Annotated in this window: 15 protein-coding genes; 7 read left to right on the forward strand and 8 right to left on the reverse strand. The window is 51.0% G+C overall.

Annotated features, from left to right (window positions below):
* Positions 1-49 precede the first annotated feature (49 nt).
* Positions 50-664, reverse strand: coding sequence for a methylamine utilization protein (locus ACO0LB_RS03860; protein ID WP_423046641.1), 615 nt, complete (start codon positions 662-664; stop codon positions 50-52).
* A 277-nt stretch (positions 665-941) separates the two neighbouring features.
* Here ACO0LB_RS03860 and ACO0LB_RS03865 point away from each other — a divergent pair, with 277 nt between their 5' ends.
* Positions 942-1,988 (forward strand): GGDEF domain-containing protein, encoded by a 1,047-nt coding sequence (locus ACO0LB_RS03865; RefSeq protein ID WP_423046643.1) that lies wholly within the window; start codon positions 942-944, stop codon positions 1,986-1,988.
* Between the two features lie 141 nt (positions 1,989-2,129).
* Here the strand turns inward: ACO0LB_RS03865 and yedA are convergent, their stop codons facing one another.
* Positions 2,130-3,017: a drug/metabolite exporter YedA gene (gene yedA / locus ACO0LB_RS03870; RefSeq protein WP_423046644.1), complete on the reverse strand. Its 888-nt coding sequence runs from the start codon at positions 3,015-3,017 to the stop codon at positions 2,130-2,132.
* Positions 3,018-3,347: 330 nt separating this feature from the next.
* On the opposite strand from yedA, the gene ACO0LB_RS03875 reads away from it, so the two are divergent.
* Both ACO0LB_RS03875 and ACO0LB_RS03880 read left to right on the forward strand, forming a co-directional pair.
* Positions 3,348-3,803, forward strand: coding sequence for an Lrp/AsnC family transcriptional regulator (locus ACO0LB_RS03875; RefSeq protein WP_423046646.1), 456 nt, complete (start codon positions 3,348-3,350; stop codon positions 3,801-3,803).
* A 3-nt stretch (positions 3,804-3,806) separates the two neighbouring features.
* Complete coding sequence (locus ACO0LB_RS03880) at positions 3,807-4,742, forward strand: LysR substrate-binding domain-containing protein (protein WP_423046648.1); 936 nt, start codon at positions 3,807-3,809, stop codon at positions 4,740-4,742.
* A 65-nt stretch (positions 4,743-4,807) separates the two neighbouring features.
* On the opposite strand, the gene ACO0LB_RS03885 is transcribed toward ACO0LB_RS03880, so the two are convergent.
* From ACO0LB_RS03885 to ACO0LB_RS03910, 6 genes are all read right to left on the reverse strand, one after another.
* Complete coding sequence (locus tag ACO0LB_RS03885; protein ID WP_423046650.1) at positions 4,808-5,956, reverse strand: glucokinase; 1,149 nt, start codon at positions 5,954-5,956, stop codon at positions 4,808-4,810.
* 57 nt (positions 5,957-6,013) lie between these two features.
* The gene (locus ACO0LB_RS03890; protein WP_423046652.1) at positions 6,014-7,150 is read right to left on the reverse strand and encodes an ABC transporter ATP-binding protein; all 1,137 of its coding nucleotides are present in this window, start codon (positions 7,148-7,150) and stop codon (positions 6,014-6,016) included.
* A gap of 77 nt (positions 7,151-7,227) precedes the next feature.
* Positions 7,228-8,097, reverse strand: coding sequence for a carbohydrate ABC transporter permease (locus tag ACO0LB_RS03895; RefSeq protein ID WP_423046654.1), 870 nt, complete (start codon positions 8,095-8,097; stop codon positions 7,228-7,230).
* Positions 8,087-9,010, reverse strand: coding sequence for a carbohydrate ABC transporter permease (locus tag ACO0LB_RS03900; RefSeq protein WP_423046724.1), 924 nt, complete (start codon positions 9,008-9,010; stop codon positions 8,087-8,089). Before ACO0LB_RS03900 ends, ACO0LB_RS03895 begins: the two co-directional genes overlap by 11 nt.
* 135 nt (positions 9,011-9,145) lie before the next feature.
* Positions 9,146-10,396 (reverse strand): ABC transporter substrate-binding protein, encoded by a 1,251-nt coding sequence (locus tag ACO0LB_RS03905; RefSeq protein WP_423046656.1) that lies wholly within the window; start codon positions 10,394-10,396, stop codon positions 9,146-9,148.
* 206 nt (positions 10,397-10,602) lie between these two features.
* Positions 10,603-11,859, reverse strand: a complete 1,257-nt coding sequence (locus ACO0LB_RS03910) for a maltoporin (protein WP_423046658.1) — start codon at positions 11,857-11,859, stop codon at positions 10,603-10,605.
* Between the two features lie 422 nt (positions 11,860-12,281).
* On the opposite strand from ACO0LB_RS03910, the gene ACO0LB_RS03915 reads away from it, so the two are divergent.
* From ACO0LB_RS03915 to ACO0LB_RS03930, 4 genes are all read left to right on the forward strand, one after another.
* Positions 12,282-13,628 carry an ABC transporter substrate-binding protein gene (locus tag ACO0LB_RS03915; protein WP_423046660.1) on the forward strand — a complete coding sequence of 449 codons (1,347 nt, stop codon included), beginning with the start codon at positions 12,282-12,284 and terminating at the stop codon, positions 13,626-13,628.
* Positions 13,603-14,316, forward strand: a complete 714-nt coding sequence (locus ACO0LB_RS03920) for a response regulator (protein ID WP_423046662.1) — start codon at positions 13,603-13,605, stop codon at positions 14,314-14,316. The genes ACO0LB_RS03915 and ACO0LB_RS03920 overlap by 26 nt, the downstream gene beginning before the upstream one ends.
* Complete coding sequence (locus ACO0LB_RS03925) at positions 14,309-15,820, forward strand: ATP-binding protein (RefSeq protein ID WP_423046664.1); 1,512 nt, start codon at positions 14,309-14,311, stop codon at positions 15,818-15,820. Before ACO0LB_RS03920 ends, ACO0LB_RS03925 begins: the two co-directional genes overlap by 8 nt.
* Before the next feature lie 420 nt (positions 15,821-16,240).
* A complete protein-coding gene (locus ACO0LB_RS03930) occupies positions 16,241-19,831 on the forward strand; it encodes an indolepyruvate ferredoxin oxidoreductase family protein (RefSeq protein ID WP_423046665.1) in 3,591 nt (1,196 codons plus the stop codon).
* Positions 19,832-20,088: the final 257 nt, after the last annotated feature.

The raw sequence follows: 20,088 nt of genomic DNA on the forward strand, positions 1-20,088 counted from the left end.
AATTTTGTGGTGAAGCACATTGACCTGCTTCAGGGTTGATGGCGAAGCGTTAAGTTGCCTTATAGCCCAGTTTGACTATCAACGGTACTGTATCGTTCCCTATCTGCACATTTTGTTCTGGCGGCAAGCTATTGTTCGGTTGCTTGAAATGCCAGGTCTTCAGCGTATATTTGCCAGCGGGCATACTGGCAGGCAGATGCGCCTGACCATTGGCATCGGTTTTCGCAAAAAATGGTGTGCTGACAACTTGCACATAGGCGACCATCTGATCATGAATGTTGCAGCCAATGACGACTGTGCCGGCTTTGTCAAAGACGATAGGCGAAGAAGGCTTGCCCGAATACAGTTTTAACTCAAAAGGCTTGGTCGGCGAGAAAGAATAAGCATGGTGCCGGACAGTATCATTATTTGGAAACGATACAGATGTTCCTGTTTGTACAACGCTGACCAAGGGAATAAATTTCTTATCTTTTTGTTGGATTTCCGCATTCGCATTTTTAGCAACGACCGGACCACCCGTTGTTTCTGCATACACGACAGCATCTGCCACAGGCTGACCAGCACTGTCTTGCACCTGAATCAGGTGGCTGGCATGTACTTGTTGTGTTGCAGCCATGCAGCACAACAAGACGGCTCTGGTCCAGCGAAGTGAAAAATCAGGCATGTCATGTTCCTGTTCTGAAAAAAGATGGCAAAGAGTCAAACGATCAGGCCGCTCAACGGCTCAAATGACTATTGAATGCCTATATTACTTCAGTTCGACGCACGGCAAAATGCGTGACAGCATTTACCTGCCTCTTATTTCAGTATTCTCCGCATGTATGTATATTTGAACAAAGAAAGTTGCATGCAAGACAGAATCACCCAGTATACTAAGCAAAAGAATAATGGGTGACCGGGCATTATCAATGTCCATCATCTACCTGTGTAGGGTTGCACGCATGAACTCAATCATCAAGCATCTGGTTGAAATCACCGGTCATCGTGATCACGATCTGTTGAATATTTCCGTCATCTCCGCCTTACGTGAACTCACGCAGGCAGAGTCCGCACGTGTGCTGGATGTGGTATTTGTTGGAACGCAGATTCTGATCAAACCACAGATATCGATTGCTGAAGGTGGGATCGTCAAGGTGTTCCATGAATCCGAAGCAGAGTCTGCTGACGAACCTGTTGTGCAATATGATGAACTGAAAGAAGCGATTATCCATCGTGCCGCGATCATTGAAAGTGATACTGCGCGTGGCAAACTGATCTGGCTGCCTGTCTGGATCAACGATCAGTTACATACCTGCCTTGAGGTCATACGTCCAGCCAATTACAACGCCAATACCAAAGAAGTGGTTGGTGGCATGTTGATTGTCTACCGCAATTTTCAAAATTTACTGGATTACAGCGAACGTGATTCGTTAACAGGTCTGCTAAATCGCAAAACCTTTGACGATAATTTCTCCAAGGTATTACGATCCGGTGCGCTGCAGAGGTCAGCAGATAACGAACAGATTCAGATCGAAGAACGTCGCAGTAGTGAACCTGATCGCCAGCACTGGCTGGCAGTGATTGATATTGATTTTTTTAAACGGGTCAATGATCAGTTCGGGCATTTGTATGGCGACGAAGTCCTGATTCTGATTGCGAATATCCTGCGCTCATCTTTCCGTCCCGGTGACCGTCTTTTCCGTTTTGGCGGTGAGGAGTTTGTGGTGCTTTTGCGCTCCACCTCGCAAACGGATGCGCAGCATATTTTTGATCGTTTTCGTCAAAATGTGGAACAACATCATTTTCCACAGGTAGGACGTGTCACGGTCAGTGTCGGTTATGCCCGCATTGATCCGTTTGAGCCTGCGGTAGCGATTGTCGGTCGGGCTGATCAGGCCCTGTATTTTGCCAAAACCAATGGCCGTAATCTGACCTGCTATTACGACCATCTGGTCAGCAGCGGCGATCTGCATGCTGAGCATGCCAACGATACGGCAGAATTTTTCTGATCTGCTTTCATTGACAGCCTGCGATAGTCTTTCAATGACCTGAGCACGTACCAGCCGATTCATCACTGATTCACTGCACATCCGCAATGAATCAGTGATGAATCAGCCTTCTATCAACAAGCCTGCATGGGCACATCGGCTTCAGGCATTGCTCTCTTTTACTTTAGGCTGGCGCGCTGTGGTCAGCATGACGACGCTGCCCAGAATGATCAGCATCGCCAGCAAGGCTTTTCCTGACAGATGTTCTCCGCCGAATACCACACCCAATCCCACCGCAATCACCGGATTCACATACGCATAGCTGCTGGCCAGACCAGCGGGGACTTTCGATAACAGATACATATAAGCAGTAAATGCCAGTAAGGAGCCTGCAACCACCAGATATGCCCAGGCTGCCAGCGCGTTCCAGGTCATCTCGCCATGCATGCTTTCTCCGCGTAAGAGGCTGACGATGCACAAAAACAGGCCACCAACCAGCATCTCACTGGCAAAGCCCATGCCGCCAGCGGCCATGCTCAATTTTTTCTGTGACAGCACCGAGCCTATGTCCCAGCTGAATATCGCGCCAAGCAAGAGCAGAATACCCAGTGGTTGCGCCGAAAACTGACCGTCAGATGCCAGCAGCATCGCTCCGGCAAAGCCGCATACGATGCCCGTCCATTCCCGTCGCTTTGGCCAGTCGCCGAACAAACCTGATAAGCCAGACAACACCATCGGTGAGCAGGCAATGAATACGGCGGTCAGACCAGATGACACATATTGCTGCGCACAGGCGGTCAGCCCTGTGCCACCGCCCAGCATCAGTATGCCGATGATGCCGCCGTCACGCCATTCCCTGAGTGTAGGATTGGCAGCACCGCGTAGTTTCTGCCACAGATAGAGTATTCCACCGGCAACCAGAAAGCGGCTGCCTATCATCAGAAATGGCGGAAAACTCTTGAGCGCTACCTGTATCGCAAAATAGGTAGAACCCCAGACGACATAGACTGTCAGCAGGGCGAGTAACACTTGTCTGGGCAGATGGCGCATGAATATTCCGTTTCGGGTCTGAAAAAATGAAATGAGGGCTTACGCAAAACCGCCCCAGCGGCGTTATGACTCCTTGTCGTACAAGCACGTACTGCCTTCGTCGACATGGTGTAGCCAGGGTTTCAGGCAACATGTTGCCTGCTGGCGAAACGAACCTCACTTGCAAGTGAGGCTTCCCAAAGAACAGGAAGCTTTTTCCGCCTTGCCGGGACAATGTTGCGTAAGTCCTGAAAATATCAGTGTATTGCAGTAACTTTCTATTTTGAATGGCAAGATCAAGGTAAATCGGGTACATTTCATTGAGATTAACTGAAAAAAATGGATTTCCCCATGAAGATTGATTTGGATATGATGGACGCCAAAATCCTCGATATTTTGCAGGCAGATGCCCGTGTCACGCTGGCAGAAATCGGTCGTCGGATTCATCTGAGTCAACCGGCAGTGGCAGAGCGGGTCAAACGGATGGAGGCTGCGAATGTGATTACCGGTTACCACGCCAGAGTCAATCCAGAAGCACTGGGTTATGGCATCACTGCGTTTGTCAGGATTGCCAGTCGCTCCAGTGATATTCCCGTCGTCAAAATCGCTGAACAGGTACCGGAGGTAGTGGAGTGTCATGCGATTACCGGTGAAGATTGTGTGATCGTCAAAGTAGTGGCGCCATCTGTCCGGGAACTGGAAAGGGTGATCACCAGTCTGGCGCGTTGCGGTGTGACCTCGACTTCGCTGATTTTGTCGTCTTCGATAGAGCGGCGTGCAATCAAACCTGCCGCGTCTGCCGAGTAAACGATGGAATTACGTCAGCTCCGCTATTTTGTATCGATTGTTGATCATGGCTCGCTGTCGCGCGCAGCAAAAGTCCTGCATATCGTGCAGCCAGCATTGACACAGCAATTGCAACAACTCGAAGAAGAACTCGGCGCCACACTGCTGCATCGTTCAGCCCAAGGCATGCAGGCAACCGATGCCGGGAAGCTGTTTTATGAACATGCTCAGGCCATTCTCAAGCAAGTCAGCGATGCCAGATCTGCCGTGGCGCAATCAACCGACAAACCTACAGGCACCGTGGCGCTGGGAATACCACAAAGCGTTTCGGGTGCGCTGGCATTGCCGCTACTGATGGCCGTGCGCGAGACGTATCCTGATATCGTGTTTCAATTGACTGAAGAACTGACTGGCAACCTCACAGAACAGTTGCGTTCTGGTCGCCTGAATCTGGCGATTCTGTTTGATGACGGGCAGCTATCCGGCCTGAACACGGTTGCCTTGGCGGAAGAGCAGATGATGTATATCACCCGCCATGATTCCCGTTTTATCTGCAAACGCAAGACCATCAGTCTTGATCAGGCGTTGCAGGTACCGCTGATTTTGCCCAGCATACAACATGGTGTGCGCCCCCGGATCGAGCGCGTGGTACGTGAACATGGCCGTACGATTGATAAGGTGATTGATATCACATCGATTGCAATCCTCAAATCCGCATTGCTGGCGGATATGGGGGCAACGATTTTGCCAGTGTCACCCGTGTTGGCAGAAATCAACCGGGGCGAATTACATGCCTGTGCTTTTCGCGACGCGGAATTGTCACGTACCGTCACTCTATGCACATCAAAAAACATTCCGCTGACGAATGCAGCAATGGCAGTGGCAAAACTCGTGCAACAGGTGACGCACGACCTCTGTCGCAGTAATACATGGCTGGGTGCACGTAGTTTGCTGCGTTAAAGCATCCATCGCAGCAAACGATGAGCAGATAGCGTCCTGTGCTTGTTTACGGTATCTGATGCTGATCAAGCGCACATAGAAGCAGCGGTAGGAATTGACGCAGACCCAGTAGCCATGCCGTGTTCCGGAAGGTCGTGCGCTGTTCTGACATCAGCAGGCGTGCTGGCACAGGTGGTGACGTGAACGTCGCTATTCGTCAGAGTGGATTTTTCTGCGGCAGCCAGTATCGCAGACAGACCGATAAATGCTGGATATGCCTCCGTAATGACATACACCGGCACTTCAGCCAGATAAGCAGAGAAACGACCTTTCTGTTCAAAGCGCTGACGGAAGCCGGAGCGCAGCAGAAAATCGCCAAGACGCGGCACAATGCCACCACCGATATAAATACCACCACGTGCGCCCAGTGTCACTGCCAGATTGCCTGCCATTGTGCCCAGCATGTCGCAGAACACGGAGAGCACTTCCTGGCAAAGCGAACAGGTATTATCGAGCCCGCGCGACAGAATTTCTGGTGCGTCGATATCGTTGATGGCTTTTGTTGTCTCTTCTGCGCCCCCTGCTATCTCTGTCGTTTTTTGTTGCCGTGCTGCCAGTGCACGATAAATCAGCCGTAAGCCCGGACCTGAAAGCAGGCGTTCCGCAGAGACATGTTCGAATTCCTGCCATGCAAATCGCAAAATATCGATTTCAAGTGCATTCGCAGGTGTAAAGCTGACGTGTCCACCTTCGCTATGCAAAGGTACCCAGGCATTCTCTGTCCAGACCAGACCTGATACGCCCAGACCAGTGCCGGCTCCCAGCAGACCAATTGCCGCCTTCGGTAAGGCTTGCTGGCCACCAGCCTGATACTTCTGTGCTGTGCTCAGCATCGGTAAAGACATTGCCAGTGCAGTGAAATCATTCACCACGACCAGAGAATCCAGCCCGAACTCCGCCTGAACGGCGCTGATCGAAAAACTCCAGTGATGATTGGTCATCTGCACCTGATCACCGTGGATAGGATTGGCAATCGCAATACCTGCCTGGCGCACCCCGGCAGCGCCAGCAGCAATGCTGGCAGCACCTTGTAAATAGGCGCGCATGGCGAGTGACAGGCTGGCATAACCAGCGCAGGGCAAGACCTGCACTGCCTCTATCTGTCCTTGTACGGTTTCAAGCGCAAAGCGGGCGTTGGTGCCGCCAATATCAGCTAATAATTTGGGATAACTCATATCAGATTCCAGAATGATGCAACTCGCTGTATTCCCTGTGTGAGGGCGAAGCAGACGTCATGCCAGACGTTGTTCGCTGACCGGGTCAAAGAACACGGCTTGTGATAAGTCAAATGCCAGACGCATGGATTGACCAGGCACTGCGAATGCGCGTGGATGTGCGCGGCATGTGGTACGCACTTGATTGAAACTGGAAAATACCAGCGTATCAGGCCCGGTCGGTTCGGTCAGCTCTATCGTGCAATCCACTTCCGTCGGCTTGTAGTCATGCGCCGTTTCTGAATGGCGGGCACTGATCGCATCTGTCACGTGTTCCGGACGTATCCCCAGAACGATATCCTGGCCTGCCTGATGGCTCTGGCGCAACTGATGCAGCATTGGCGCAGGCAGTGGCAAGGCCGTTGTCTTCCCTTGATGGTTCAGGGTAAATGCCAGCCCATCCTGATGTGAAATGAGTTGACCACGCAAGAAATTCATCGATGGTGAACCGATAAATCCGGCAACAAACATATTCGATGGCTGATCATAAATTTCTTGTGGGCTACCGAATTGCTGCACCACGCCATCTTTCATGACCGCGATCTTGTCGCCTAATGTCATCGCCTCAACCTGATCATGCGTCACATAGACCGTGGTTGTGCCCAGGCGCTGATGCATGAGCTTGATTTCTGCCCGCATTTCCACGCGTAATTTTGCATCCAGATTGGAGAGCGGCTCATCAAACAGAAACAGCGATGGATTCCTCGCAATAGCCCTGCCCATCGCGACACGTTGACGTTGACCACCAGACAAATGCGCAGGTTTGCGATCCAGTAAATGTGTCATCTGTAAAGTTTCTGCCACCCGATCAACAATTTTTTTCTGCTCTGCTGCCGGCACTTTACGAATCCCCAGGCCAAAGGAAATATTTTCCCTGACTGTCATGGTCGGATACAGGGCATACGACTGAAATACCATCGCAATGTCACGGGATTTTGGTGGCACATCATTGACGCATTTATCACCGATATAAATGCCGCCCTCAGAGACAGTTTCCAGCCCGGCGATCATGTTCAGCAGCGTTGATTTACCGCAGCCCGATCCACCGACCAGAATTAAAAATTCGCCATCCTGAATCTCCAGATTAATGCCTTTTAAAATATCGGCACCGTTAGGATAGACCTTGCGGACATTGCGGATCGATAAGCTAGCCATGTTTGTTCTCCTGATGTTCTTTGACGATGCCCTGGTATGACTGAAGGCATCGCTGTGTCATGTAGTTGTTGGTACTATCAGCCTTTGACAGCACCGGCTGTCAGTCCCCTGACAAAATATTTGCCTGCCAGCAGATACAGCACCAGCGTTGGCAGTGCTGCGATAATGGCGGCAGCCATGTTCACGTTGTATTCAGTCACGCCGGTAGAGGTATTTACCAGATTATTCAATGCCACTGTGACTGGTTGCGCATCTGTTCCGCCGAATACCACCCCAAACAGAAAGTCATTCCAGATCTGGGTAAATTGCCAGATGAAACACACCATAAAAATCGGTAGCGACAACGGCAGAATCACGCTGCGATAAATTCTGAAAAAGCCAGCACCATCAATCCGGGCAGCTTTGACCAGCTCATCTGGCACGCTCACGTAGTAGTTACGGAAAAACAGTGTCGTGAAAGCGACGCCGTAGACAATATGGACGAATACCAGGCCACCAGTGGTGTTCGCCAGTTCTGCCATACCGAGTAAGCGTGCCATTGGTAAAATCACGACCTGAAACGGGATGAAGCAACCGACCATGAGCGCGGTGAAAACGATTTCCGAGCCTTTAAACTTCCAGTGCGCCAACACATAGCCGTTGATGGAACCTATCAATGTTGAGATCAACACGGCCGGCACGGCCATTTTGACTGAGTTCCAGAAGTATGGCGCCAGACCCTCGCAGCGAACGCCGGTACAGGCAGCGCCCCAGGCTTTTTCCCATGCAGAAAAACTGGGATGCAGTGGAAAATCCAGCAGATTTCCGCTGCGAATTTCGTCCAGTGATTTCACCGATGTGGTCAGCATCACGTAGAGCGGAGCGAGGTAATACAAGGCACATAACACCAGTAAGGTATAAATCACTAGCCGCCCCGGGCTGAATGATCGGCTTGTTTCAGTGGCCATGACGAGCCTCCTTGGTTTCCAGATAAATCAATGGCACTAAGACGGCCAGCACTGTCATCAGCATCATCATGGCAGATGCAGCACCTAAACCGAGTTGACCACGGGTGAAAGAGAACTGATACATAAAAATTGCCGGAACATCCGAAGACGTACCTGGGCCGCCAGCGGTCAGCGCCATCACCAGATCAAAACTCTTGATGGCGATGTGAGATAACACCAGCAAGACACTGAAAAACACAGGACGTAATGCTGGAATCACGATGCGGCGATAAATCGTCGGCAAGCTGGCACCATCGACCATCGCAGCCTTGATGATGCTGTCGTCCACACCGCGTAAGCCTGCCAAAAATAACGCCATCACAAAGCCTGAAGATTGCCAGACACCGGCAATCACGACGGTATAAATCGCCATATCGGAATCGACCAGCCAGTCCATGGAAAATTGCTGGAATCCCCATTCATGCACCATTTTTTCGAGGCCAAGACCGGGATTTAATATCCATTTCCACGCTGCACCGGTGACGATGAACGACAGAGCCATCGGGTATAAATAAATTGCCCGCAGTGCGCCCTCCATTCTGATTTTCTGATCCAGAAATACGGCGAGTAACAGGCCCACGATCAGGCATACCAGAATGAACAGACCGCCGAAAATGCCGAGATTGCTGGCGGCAACCCACCAGCGATCAAGTTCAAACAAGGCCATATACTGATCAAAACCGACCAGATCGCCGTTAGGCATCAGGCGTGAATTGGTCAACGATAAATAGGCGGTGAAGCCGATGAAGCCATACACGAACAGCAGTGACGCGAGTATCGTCGGTGAGAGTACGATACGCGGCAGCCAATGGTCTGCCAGCGCATGCAAACGCGTCGTGGCTGAAGTGCTTTGCCGGGTGGTGGGTAAGATGATTTCTGATCTGGATGTGACCGACATACTTGTCTCCGGGAACTGAGGAGAGGTCGCTGCAAGGAGACCTCAGGCAACCAACGTTCTGCAGGCAGAACTTGGTTGCCTCGGGATATAACTAAGTGCAAATAATGAAACTTATTTGGCTTTTGCTGCTTTTGCCAGGGCTTGTGTTGCTGCTTGTGAGGTCATGTTGGAGTTCATGAATTTAGCAATCACATCCTGAATCGCGCCTGCTTTGGCAGAGTCAATCGCCATGCCATGTGCAAAACTTGGCACCAGTCCGCCGGACTTGCTGGTGGCATCCATATCGTCCATCGATTTCAGCGCACAGCTATCAAATTTGGCACGGGAAACACCGGCACGTGCAGGAATGGAGCCCTTGTTCAGATTGAATACTTCCTGAAATTCCGGACTCATGACCGCATTCGCCAGCGTGAGTTGAGCCTTTTGCTGATCCGCTCCCTTGACATTGAACATGGCTAAAGAGTCGATGTTAAACGTGAAGGCTTTGTCCGTGCCGGGTGCTGCCAGACATAGAAAGTCTTTGCCTGGTTGTTTGCCAGCGGCAGTAAATTCGCCTTTGGCCCAGTCGCCCATAAACTGCATACCAGCTTTGCCATTAATGACCATGGCAGTGGCCAGGTTCCAGTCACGTCCTGCTGCATCTTTGTCGATGTAGGTTTTAATTTTTGCCAGTGTATCGAAAGCTTTGATCATGGTCGGGCTGGTCAGGCTGGCGGTATCCAGCTGGACGATGGCTTTCTTATAGAATTCCGCACCGCCAACACCAAGTACGACGGATTCAAACACGGTTGCATCCTGCCACGGTTGTCCACCGTGAGCGACTGCAATCAGTCCGGCCTTTTTGATCTTGTCGGCAGCGGCAAAAAATTCGTCAAAGTTCGTTGGTGCAGTGGCGCCAGCCTTTTTCAGCACTTCAGGATTCACCCACAACCAGTTAACGCGATGGACATTGATTGGTGCTGCAACATAATGGCCTTTGTATTTCATGATGCCGGAAACAACCTTGGGCAGTACCGCATCCCATTTGCCTTCGTTGGCGGCGGCATCAATATTGGCGAGCACACCTTCATTACCCCATTCCTGAATAGACGGGCCTTTGATCTGGGCCGCCGTCGGTGCGCTGCCTGCGATGACACGTGCTTTCAGCGCTGTCATGGCGTTTTCACCACCACCGCCAGCGACGGCAAAATCTTTCCAGCTGACGCCTTTGGATTCCATGATTTTTTTCAGTTCTGCAGCAGATCGCGCTTCGCCGCCAGCAGTCCAGTAATGCAGAACTTCAACTTCAGCAGCATGTGCCGGGGCTATGCCTGCGCAGATGCTGATGGCCATGATGGCGCGTGTGATATGTTTCAATTTCATGTTGATTTTCTCCGTATTTGCTGTCCATGCATGGTGTCAGCAATTGTGTTGAATTTTGTAGGATGGTGTAGAGCCGTATCTTGTTTTACTGAGGAGCAGTATTGCGCCCGTCTGCCTTGATGCGTTCATCATCCGTCTATCACGCTGCGATACCACAGTGAAGTGATACAGCAGCGCAATGACATCCGGATGACATCGGAATCACATCAGAACCAGGTTTCCAGTTGAATGCCAACAGAGGTGCCGCTGGTGTTGTTACCGTAGACAGGGCCAGAATTGTTGCTGGCATTGACTGCCGCGATGGCCGCTTTATTCCATTTGCCGTATGTGACAAAGGCACGCAATTCAGGACGCGACCAGTAGGATTCGCCCATCGCGATCGTTGGTGCAATGGTGAACTTGGTCAGGCGCAGATCGTCGCCGCCATTCGCTTGCGTCACTCTGCTGCTACCCAATTCGGCTTGCAATTTGAAGTTTTGAGTGAAGGCATAGACAGGGCGCACACCCAGCGTGGACCAGGTGGAGGAACCTTGCGCGTCAGATTTGTCACGTTGCATCAGTGCGACAAATTCCATGCTGAATTGCTTGGTCGGCTGTATCACGAGATCATTAAAAATACGCAAACGAGTGACATCTGAACCCAGTGCAGTGCTGCCCGAGCTGCCAATACGATCACAGCAAGGACCACCAACGCCAGTGCCCGGACCTACGCCATATTGCAAGCCGAGTGTATTCGTACCGCCGAGTACTTTGTCTTGTTTATGAAAGACAGAAAATTGCCAGCCATTGTGTTTGTTCTCACCTTGTGCGCTGATGATGGACAACGCTGCATCCACTGTGCCATTGGTATTGACTGGCAAACCTTCATAAGTGAAATTCTGACGGATTGCCGCAGTGGTGCTGAGCACTTTACCTGTCGTCGCGTCAAACACATTGCTGTCATTGTCTTTGAATATGGCGTAACTGGCTTTACCTGCTCCGGCAGGAATCTTGTCAAAACCGCCGCCTGTACCATTCAGGTTGATATATTGCAGATCCAGCATATGGATATCAGGGCGGAAGTAGTAGCGCTTACCTATCCATGCGACACCGCCATTCAGAAAATCCAGTCCCTTGGCTTCGACATACGCCTTGGCGATTTCTGGTTTGGCATTACCGAAATCCGAACCGTTTTTATAAGCATCAAGCCAGAGCGTGCCGACAAAGCTGACACCGTTTTCAGATTTCGCGAGTTCTTTGGTGTAGCCGCCTTCAAAGTAACTGTCACATTCGTTACCAAGACGGTATTTCATGGTGTTGCCACCAAGATCGTAGCAACTTTGTGGGCCTTTGGCTGAACTGCTGCCAGCACCGGCCCGCAGATAACCGTGGAATTCGCCCTCGGCTTCACTGGCGTGAGCGAAACCAGAACTGATAGCCATAGCGAGCAGCGTGGGAAAAACACTGAGTGTGCTTCTTTTCATAATATCTCCGTCATTATTTTTGATTTGAATATGGGTGCCGTTCCGGTCTGCACGCCGATCAGGGGGGAGCTGAGGCGATCGATCGTGTTTATGTTGTGGCGGACAGACAGTAACACCCGGAAAATTGTGATGCAAAACACAGTTTCCTTGTGGTATTAATGAGTGTTAAGTGTTTGATTTTATTGATAAAGAGTGTTTTTTGTCATATCGTCGTACTTACATTTCTTTACAAAGACGATGGATGTTGTGTGCAGGAGGATATGTCTGTTTCTCTGGGGGAGAAGCTCGTTTTACAGGACAATTCTGCTGGTAAGTATTTGCAAGATAAGCTCACACTTCTTTACAAAACCCTATCCTTAATTACCTCCGTAATATTGCAGACTTAGGCTATAGTCTGTGCCGAGACAAAGAAGGATCCCCAGGTGCAAACAGCAAAAAAAATATTGTTGCCCTATACGGAATCAGGTACGGAAATGGCTGCGATACTGCGCCAGCCCCAACGTGGCGTACTGGTATTGATTCTGCTGATATTGGTGCATATCTCTGCTTGTGCAGAGTCATTACAGGTGCTTCACTGGTGGCGTTCCGCCAGTGAGCAAAAGGCTGTCGCTGTTCTGAGCAATCGTATGGCGCAGGAAAATATCCTGTGGCGTGACGGTCTGGTACCCAGCGGCTCGGGCATTGGTGCCAATATCGTTCTGAAAAGCCGTGTGCTTGCCGGTAATGCACCGGAGGTGGCACAACTCAATGGTGTATTGATTTCCGAATGGGCTGATCTTGGTCTTTTGCTGGAAATGGACAGCGTTGCCGTCGCCGGAAAATGGGAAAAACTACTCTTGCCCAGCGTCTGGAGTCTGGTGCAGTCACATGGGCATCTGGTGGCAGCACCACTGGGCGTGCACAGAACCAACACACTGTTTTTTAATAAAAAAATCTTCAGTAAATATGATCTGAGTGCCCCAAACACCTGGGATGAGTTTGAGCAGATTGCTAAAAAACTACAACAGGCAGGCATCGTCCCTTTGGCGCAAAGTACCGAGCCATGGCAACTGGCAACCTTGTTTGAAACGATTTTGCTATCGGAATCCAGCCTGGCTTTTTATCAGGAAGCCTTCGTCAGAAAAGAGCCAGCTGCGTTTTACGACCAACGCTTTGCGCGAGCCCTGAAACGCTTGCGTACCTTAAAAAAATACATGGTGCTGTCAGCGCAGGAACGTACATGGATGGAAATGGCGCGCCAGATGGCGGATGGCAATGCAGCGATGATGATTATGGGCGACTGGGTCAAGGGCGAACTCAATGCGATGGGACTCGTCACCGATATCGGATTTGGTTGCACTGCTGTACCAGAGACAGGCAATTACCATTTGTATAATGTCGATACGCTGGTCATGCTGGCAAAAGATAATAGTCTGCGCGCCACGCAGGAAAAGTTTGCACAAATGCTGATTTCACCTGCTTTGCAGGCGGAATACAATCAGGTGAAAGGATCGGTTTCCGTGTTACGCAATCCTGATCTCAGTAAAATGGACAGCTGCTCGCGCGCTTCATGGAAATTATTTTCTCGTGGCAGTAGCGTGCAGGTACCAAGTCTCGTGCATCGCATGGCAACTGATGAAATATCAAAAGATGCCATCATTGCAGAAATACACCGATTCTTCATGGACGATCAGATGACCATAGGAGAAACCCAAAGACGGCTGGGCGCAATCGCCCGTTATCTCTCCAAAACAAAAGCAGGAAATGATGCGCAAGATATTAATCGTTGATGACGATCAGAAAACGCGTACGCTGTTAAAAGCGTATCTGGAAAAAAATCAGTATGAAGTCCGGCTCGCTCATAATGGTGAATCGTTTCTGGCAGAGTTTCAGCGTTATGCAGATGAATTATCACTCGTGATACTGGATGTGATGCTGCCGGACACCGATGGTTTTGCGTTGTGTAAAACCGTCCGTCATCGCTCGAATGTACCGATCATTATGCTGACCGCCAGTTCCGACGAAACTGACCGTATTGTCGGTCTGGAATTGGGTGCCGATGACTATATCGCCAAACCCTACAGCCCGCGCGAACTATTAGCCAGAATCAAGGCGATCCATCGTCGTACCGGCACTGACAATGCCAGCGCTCCACGTTTTTATCGGTTTGTCGGCTTTACACTCGATACGGTAGAACGCTCGGTGGTCGATGCCGACGGCAGTCTGGTGGCATTGACGGGAATGGATTTTCAGTTGCTCAAGTATTTTGTCGAACACCCGGGTGATATTCTGGATCGCAGTGTCCTGTGCGAAGAAACCCGTGGCCGTGACGCCGGCCCGCTGGACCGCTCGCTGGATGTGCAGATCAGCCGCCTGCGTTTGCGTTTGCACGATGACGGTAAACAGCCGATGCTGATTAAAACGGTGCGTGGCGCTGGGTATGTTTTTTCGGCGGATGTCAGTGTGTCCAATGTCTGATGCTGTATCAACACGGTCCACCTTGTCCGCAAGACTGACGCGCTGGATGCCGCAGTCTTTATGGGGACGATTGACTATCGTGATGGTCGTTGGTGTCATGTTGACGCAGTTTGCCGGTAATGCATTCTGGGCGGCACAGGTAAAGACCGAATCCGAAGCCGAAGTCCGCGCATCATCACAACATCTGGCGCGGAGTGCGGCAAGTACCATACGCTATTTTCTGAGCTTACCGGTCAATTACCGCTCATTAGTGATACAACAATTTCGGGAAATGGGTGGCACCCGATTTTTTGTGAACATCAACAAAAAACCCGTGACGCAGGAAGATTTTGATGACAAGGGGCTGGCTGCCCTGGCGGTACGTCAGGTGCAAAATGGCATCCGTGAAGATCTGCCGAACGCGGCGGATATCCGCGTTGCATTTTCCTGGCCTGCCGATTTGCGCCTCGCTGAAGACGGATCCGGTATCAGTGATGTGCCTGACCAATGGGTGCAACACATCTTGGTGACCAAGCCAAAACCCGCGCCAATACTGGTGATACAGGCAGAGCTTGAACCCGGTAACTGGTTATATCTGGCAACCCTGATGCCGAATCCTTATTTTTTGGAAAGCAACAATCCCTTCGCTGGCGATCGTGTCTTATTGCAGGCGCTGACACTGGCTGCGGTGCTGGTATTGTCGATTCTGGTCGTGCGTTGGATCACCCGGCCACTGGCGGCATTGTCCGAGGCAGCAGAAGCGTTTGGACAGGGCGAACGTATGCCTGCGTTACCGGAGACCGGTAGCCGGGAATTCGTGAATACCGCACGCGCTTTCAGCGCCATGCGTGAGCGTATTCAGCGCTATATCGAAGACAGAGAAAGACTGTTCGTCTCGATTTCGCACGATTTGCGCACACCGATCATGCGCCTGAAACTGCGTGCAGAACTGCTTGATGATGAAGCGCTCAGTGTCGAATTTCATGATGACCTCGACGAGCTAGACATGATGGTGAAAGGTGCCTTGCAATGCGTGAAGGATAGCGATATCCACGAAAACCCTACCGAAATCCGGCTCGATGCGCTGATCAGCCGCATGGTGCGCGGAGTCAGTCTGGCGGGACATGAAATCGCATTTACAGAATCCGGGCTCAGCGTGATTGCCAAACCGCTGGCGCTTAAACGCGCAATTGGTAATCTGCTCGACAATGCCCTGCATTATGGCAAACAGGTCGAAATCCGGGTTTTTCAAGAAGCCGATAAGATTGCGATACAGGTAAGGGATCATGGCCCCGGTGTGCCGGACGAGGCGCTGAAAAGTTTGTTTGAGCCGTATGTCCGCCTTGAGCATGGACGTCATCAAAATACGCTTGGTATGGGACTGGGGCTGGCAATTGCCCGCGATATCGCTCATAGCCATCAGGGAGAACTGGTGCTGGCGAATGCGGTGGATGGTGGATTTGTCGCCACCATTTTGTTAGCTGCTCAGAATCAGACAGACCTGACTTTGGGGAACATTGCTTGAATTTTATCAGATCTGATACGGGTTATCATAAAAAATGATACCCCTATTTTAATTTCGTATTTTCTTTCTCTCGCTCGTTCTCTTAGACTGTGATCACAGCAGATTTCAACGGAAGTCAACGGAATTCAAAGTAGCGCTGCAGCGAAATATCGATAGCTTCTTTTGAACTCTTCTTGAATTGAACGAAATCAGAACTGAACCCGACTATTCTGGTGATGACTGCACATCAACAACGTGCGTCATTGCGGTAGAAAGTGTTTAGCTCGAAATTTCTGACAAATTCGAATAAAATGGCAGCCACCACTGTCACCGCAACGAGAGCCTATCTCTGATACCTCGCTTTAGGCTCCGAGCAAATTTGTGTCTTACCGGACGCAATGCATGCTCTTTGCGATCTAAATCACAAATTTTGGAGCTACTATGTCATCTGACTTCACCACGAAGTCTGCTGGACTCTCGTCCACCACTTCTTTTGCACACACCAGTGCGCCTTCTGTTTCTCCGATTTCTCCGGCTTTACACAACATACAGCTCGACGATAAATACACGTCGAATAGCGGAACGATTTTTCTGTCTGGCATACAGGCTCTGGTTCGTCTGCCGATGATACAACGCCAGCGCGATCTGGCTGCAGGACTGAATACGGCCGGTTTTATTTCCGGTTATCGCGGTTCCCCGCTTGGTGGTCTCGATGAGACTTTGTGGAAAACCAAAAAATTATTAGAACAAAATCACGTACAGTTTGTCCCCGGTGTGAATGAAGATCTGGCCGCAACCGCCGTCTGGGGCACCCAGACCGTCGATCTGATCGGCCCCGCCAAATACGATGGCGTGTTTTCTATGTGGTATGGCAAAGGCCCGGGCGTGGACCGTTGCGGTGATGTGTTCAAACACATGAACCATGCCGGTACGGCCAAACATGGCGGCGTTTTGCTGGTGGCTGGAGATGACCATGGCGCTTATTCGTCCACGCTGCCGCATCAGTCCGACCATATTTTTTCCGCCTGCATGATCCCTATGCTGTATCCCTGCAACGTGCAGGAATACCTGGATCTGGGCTTGCATGCATGGGCGATGTCGCGTTTTTCTGGTTGTGCGGTTGGCTTTAAGGCACTCGCAGATACGGTGGAATCCACCGCCTCAGTCGATGCCGACCCTTTCCGTTTGCAGATACAGATACCGCAGGATTTTGTGATGCCGGAAGGCGGTCTCAACACCCGCCTTTCGCTAGACACGCTGGGCATACAGGCGCGTAAGCAGGAAGCGCTGATGCAGGATTACAAAATCTATGCCGCTCTGGCGTATGCGCGCGCTAACAAACTCAATCATGTAACGATAGACAGCCCGAATGCCAAGCTCGGTATCGTCGCTTCCGGCAAATCCTATCTCGATGTGCTGGAAGCGCTGGAAGAACTCGGCATTGATGAACAATTCGCTGCCGAGATCGGTATCCGTTTGTATAAAGTGGCGATGCCGTGGCCATTGGAACCGGATGGCATACGCGAATTTGCGCAAGGTCTGGATGAAATTCTGGTGGTGGAAGAAAAACGCCAGATGGTGGAATACCAGCTCAAAGAACAGTTGTATAACTGGCGCGACGATGTGCGTCCGCGCGTGATCGGTAAGTTCGATGAAAAAGGCGAATGGGTACATCCGCGCGGTGAATGGCTGCTGACTTCGAAAGCAGATTTTTCTGTGGCGCAGATTGCACGTGTGATTTCCTCACGGATTGCACGCTTTCACACCAGCGATCTGATCAAAGCGCGTCTGGCCTTTCTGGAAGCGAAAGACGTGGTGCTGACCAAGCAGGTCAATACCCCGGCTCGTCCGGCTTACTATTGCTCGGGCTGCCCGCACAACACCTCGACCAAAGTACCGGAAGGCAGTCTGGCGCTGGCCGGTATCGGTTGTCATGTAATGGCAACGGCGATTTATCCTGAACACAATAAGCTCACCACCCACATGGGCGGAGAGGGAGCACCGTGGATAGGTCAGGCGGCTTTTTCCACCTTACCGCATGTGTTTCAGAATCTCGGTGACGGCACCTATTTCCATTCCGGTTATCTGGCGATCCGCGCGGCGGTGGCGGCGAAAGTGAATATCACCTACAAAATTTTGTATAACGATGCAGTCGCGATGACCGGTGGTCAGCCTGTCGATGGCACCATTACCGTGCCTATGATGGCGCAGCAAATGGCGGCCGAAGGCGTCAAGCGTATCGCCTTGGTGACGGAAGATTTATCGCGTTACAGCGACCGTTCCCAATTGCCGGAAATGGTCACATTGCACGACCGTAAAGACATGGATGCGGTACAGCGCGAATTGCGTGAAATTGAGGGCTGCAGCGTGCTGATTTACGATCAGACCTGTGCCGCCGAAAAACGTCGTCGTCGCAAAAAAGGTGAATTCCCTGACCCGAATCAGCGTCTGTTTATCAACGACGCGGTCTGCGAAGGCTGTGGTGATTGCGGCGTGCAATCCAACTGTACCTCGCTGATGCCGCTGGAAACAGAATTTGGTCGCAAACGTGTGATTGATCAGTCTTCCTGTAATAAGGATTATTCCTGCGTCAAAGGCTTTTGCCCCAGCTTTGTCACAGTCGAAGGCGGCAAGCTGCGCAAATCAAAAACCGGCACCGCGAAGAACGATGATTTCGGTGCTTTGCCTGAGCCTCAACTGCCAGCCTGCAGCAGCGCTTATAACATCCTGCTCAATGGTATAGGCGGTACCGGTGTGATTACCGTCGGTGCCTTGCTCGGTATGGCGGCGCATCTGGAAGGCAAGGGCGCATCGGTGCTGGATATGACCGGTATGTCGCAGAAAAACGGCTCGGTGACTTCGCATATCCGCATCATCGGACAGGCTGGCAAACTGCGTGCGCAACGTATCGCAACCGGTGAAGCCGATCTGATCCTGGGTTGCGACATCCTGACCGCTGGCGCGCATGATGCGATTTCCAAAATGCGTGCAGGCCGTACCCGTGCAGTGGTGAATACCCATGAACAGCCTACCGGCGCGTTTGCCAAAAATGCAGACTGGCAGTTCCCGCTGGAGTCGGTCGAACATCTGATCGATGAATCGGTAGGTGGCAAGGTTGATTTCATCAATGCGACCCGTCTGGCCACCGCGCTGATGGGTGACTCAATTGCGACCAATCTGTTCATGCTGGGGTTCGCTTATCAAAAAGGCGCGATACCGGTATCGGAAGCCGCTTTGATGCGCGCGATTGAACTCAATGGCGTAGCGGTTGAAGCGAACAAAAAGGCTTTCCTGTGGGGGCGTCGTGCGGCTGTCGATCTGGCGAAAGTAGAAAAAATTGCGATCCCGGTACAGAACGTCGTTGTGAGCATGCCGCAAAGTCTGGACAGCCTGATCAAGCGCCGTGTTGATTATCTGACGGCATATCAGAATGCTGCCTATGCTGCGCAATACAGCGATCTGGTCAGCCGGGTGCGCAGCGCGGAAAGCGCCTTGGGTCAGGGCAATCGTCTGAGTACGGCGGTGGCGAAATATTATTTCAAACTGATGGCCTACAAAGATGAATACGAAGTCGCGCGTCTGTACACCAATGGTGAATTTACAGAAAAACTCAAGCAACAGTTTGAAGGCGATTTCAGTCTGAAATTCAATCTGGCACCGCCGCTGCTGGCGAAAAAAGATGCAAAGGGTCACGCAATCAAAGCGCAATATGGCTCCTGGGTCTGGCAGGCATTCAAATTACTGGCGAAATGCAAAGGCGTACGCGGTACTGCGCTGGATATCTTTAGTTATACAGAAGAACGTCGCTCCGAACGCGCCCTGATCACTGACTACCGTGACTTGATCCTTAGCCTGATGTCACGTCTGAACAAAGACAATCTGCAACAGGCCGTTGCACTGGCCAACCTGCCCGAACATATTCGTGGCTTCGGTCATGTCAAAGAAAAATCGGTACAGACCTACTATGCTGAGAAAGCCGTATTACTCGATCAGCAGAAAGCGACAGTGACCGAGCTTTCCCGCGTCGCCTGAAATTGATCGCAGTATGGAACCTCTCCTCTTGCCAGGAGGGGTTTTATTGCTAATATGGTATTCATATTGGGGAAGTGAATATTTTTCAGGCACTCAATCTGCATCAGTATCCTGAGCCATTTTCGGCTCACAAGCCGCACCCATATTGAGTGTGCCATTTGACACAGGCTTACACATACTCATTGACGTTTACGTTAACGTCATATAACTTATCTGCATAATTAATCAGCAAAGAAAAACCTGCGACTAAGCATAAT

The organism is Undibacterium sp. SXout7W, from assembly GCF_049339385.1.
In the GTDB taxonomy this organism is placed as follows: Bacteria; Pseudomonadota; Gammaproteobacteria; order Burkholderiales; family Burkholderiaceae_D; genus Undibacterium.

Excerpts from the sequence above, each read along its gene's own strand:
- ACO0LB_RS03875 (WP_423046646.1), top strand. The coding sequence starts at position 3,348 with ATGAAGATTGATTTGGATATGATGGACGCCAAAATCCTCGATATTTTG.
- ACO0LB_RS03925 (WP_423046664.1), top strand. The coding sequence starts at position 14,309 with ATGTCTGATGCTGTATCAACACGGTCCACCTTGTCCGCAAGACTGACG.
- ACO0LB_RS03920 (WP_423046662.1), top strand. The coding sequence starts at position 13,603 with ATGATGCGCAAGATATTAATCGTTGATGACGATCAGAAAACGCGTACG.
- ACO0LB_RS03910 (WP_423046658.1), bottom strand. The coding sequence starts at position 11,859 with ATGAAAAGAAGCACACTCAGTGTTTTTCCCACGCTGCTCGCTATGGCT.
- ACO0LB_RS03930 (WP_423046665.1), top strand. The coding sequence starts at position 16,241 with ATGTCATCTGACTTCACCACGAAGTCTGCTGGACTCTCGTCCACCACT.
- ACO0LB_RS03860 (WP_423046641.1), bottom strand. The coding sequence starts at position 664 with ATGCCTGATTTTTCACTTCGCTGGACCAGAGCCGTCTTGTTGTGCTGC.
- ACO0LB_RS03885 (WP_423046650.1), bottom strand. The coding sequence starts at position 5,956 with ATGAGTTATCCCAAATTATTAGCTGATATTGGCGGCACCAACGCCCGC.
- yedA (WP_423046644.1), bottom strand. The coding sequence starts at position 3,017 with ATGCGCCATCTGCCCAGACAAGTGTTACTCGCCCTGCTGACAGTCTAT.
- ACO0LB_RS03880 (WP_423046648.1), top strand. The coding sequence starts at position 3,807 with ATGGAATTACGTCAGCTCCGCTATTTTGTATCGATTGTTGATCATGGC.
- ACO0LB_RS03890 (WP_423046652.1), bottom strand. The coding sequence starts at position 7,150 with ATGGCTAGCTTATCGATCCGCAATGTCCGCAAGGTCTATCCTAACGGT.
- ACO0LB_RS03905 (WP_423046656.1), bottom strand. The coding sequence starts at position 10,396 with ATGAAATTGAAACATATCACACGCGCCATCATGGCCATCAGCATCTGC.
- ACO0LB_RS03895 (WP_423046654.1), bottom strand. The coding sequence starts at position 8,097 with ATGGCCACTGAAACAAGCCGATCATTCAGCCCGGGGCGGCTAGTGATT.
- ACO0LB_RS03865 (WP_423046643.1), top strand. The coding sequence starts at position 942 with ATGAACTCAATCATCAAGCATCTGGTTGAAATCACCGGTCATCGTGAT.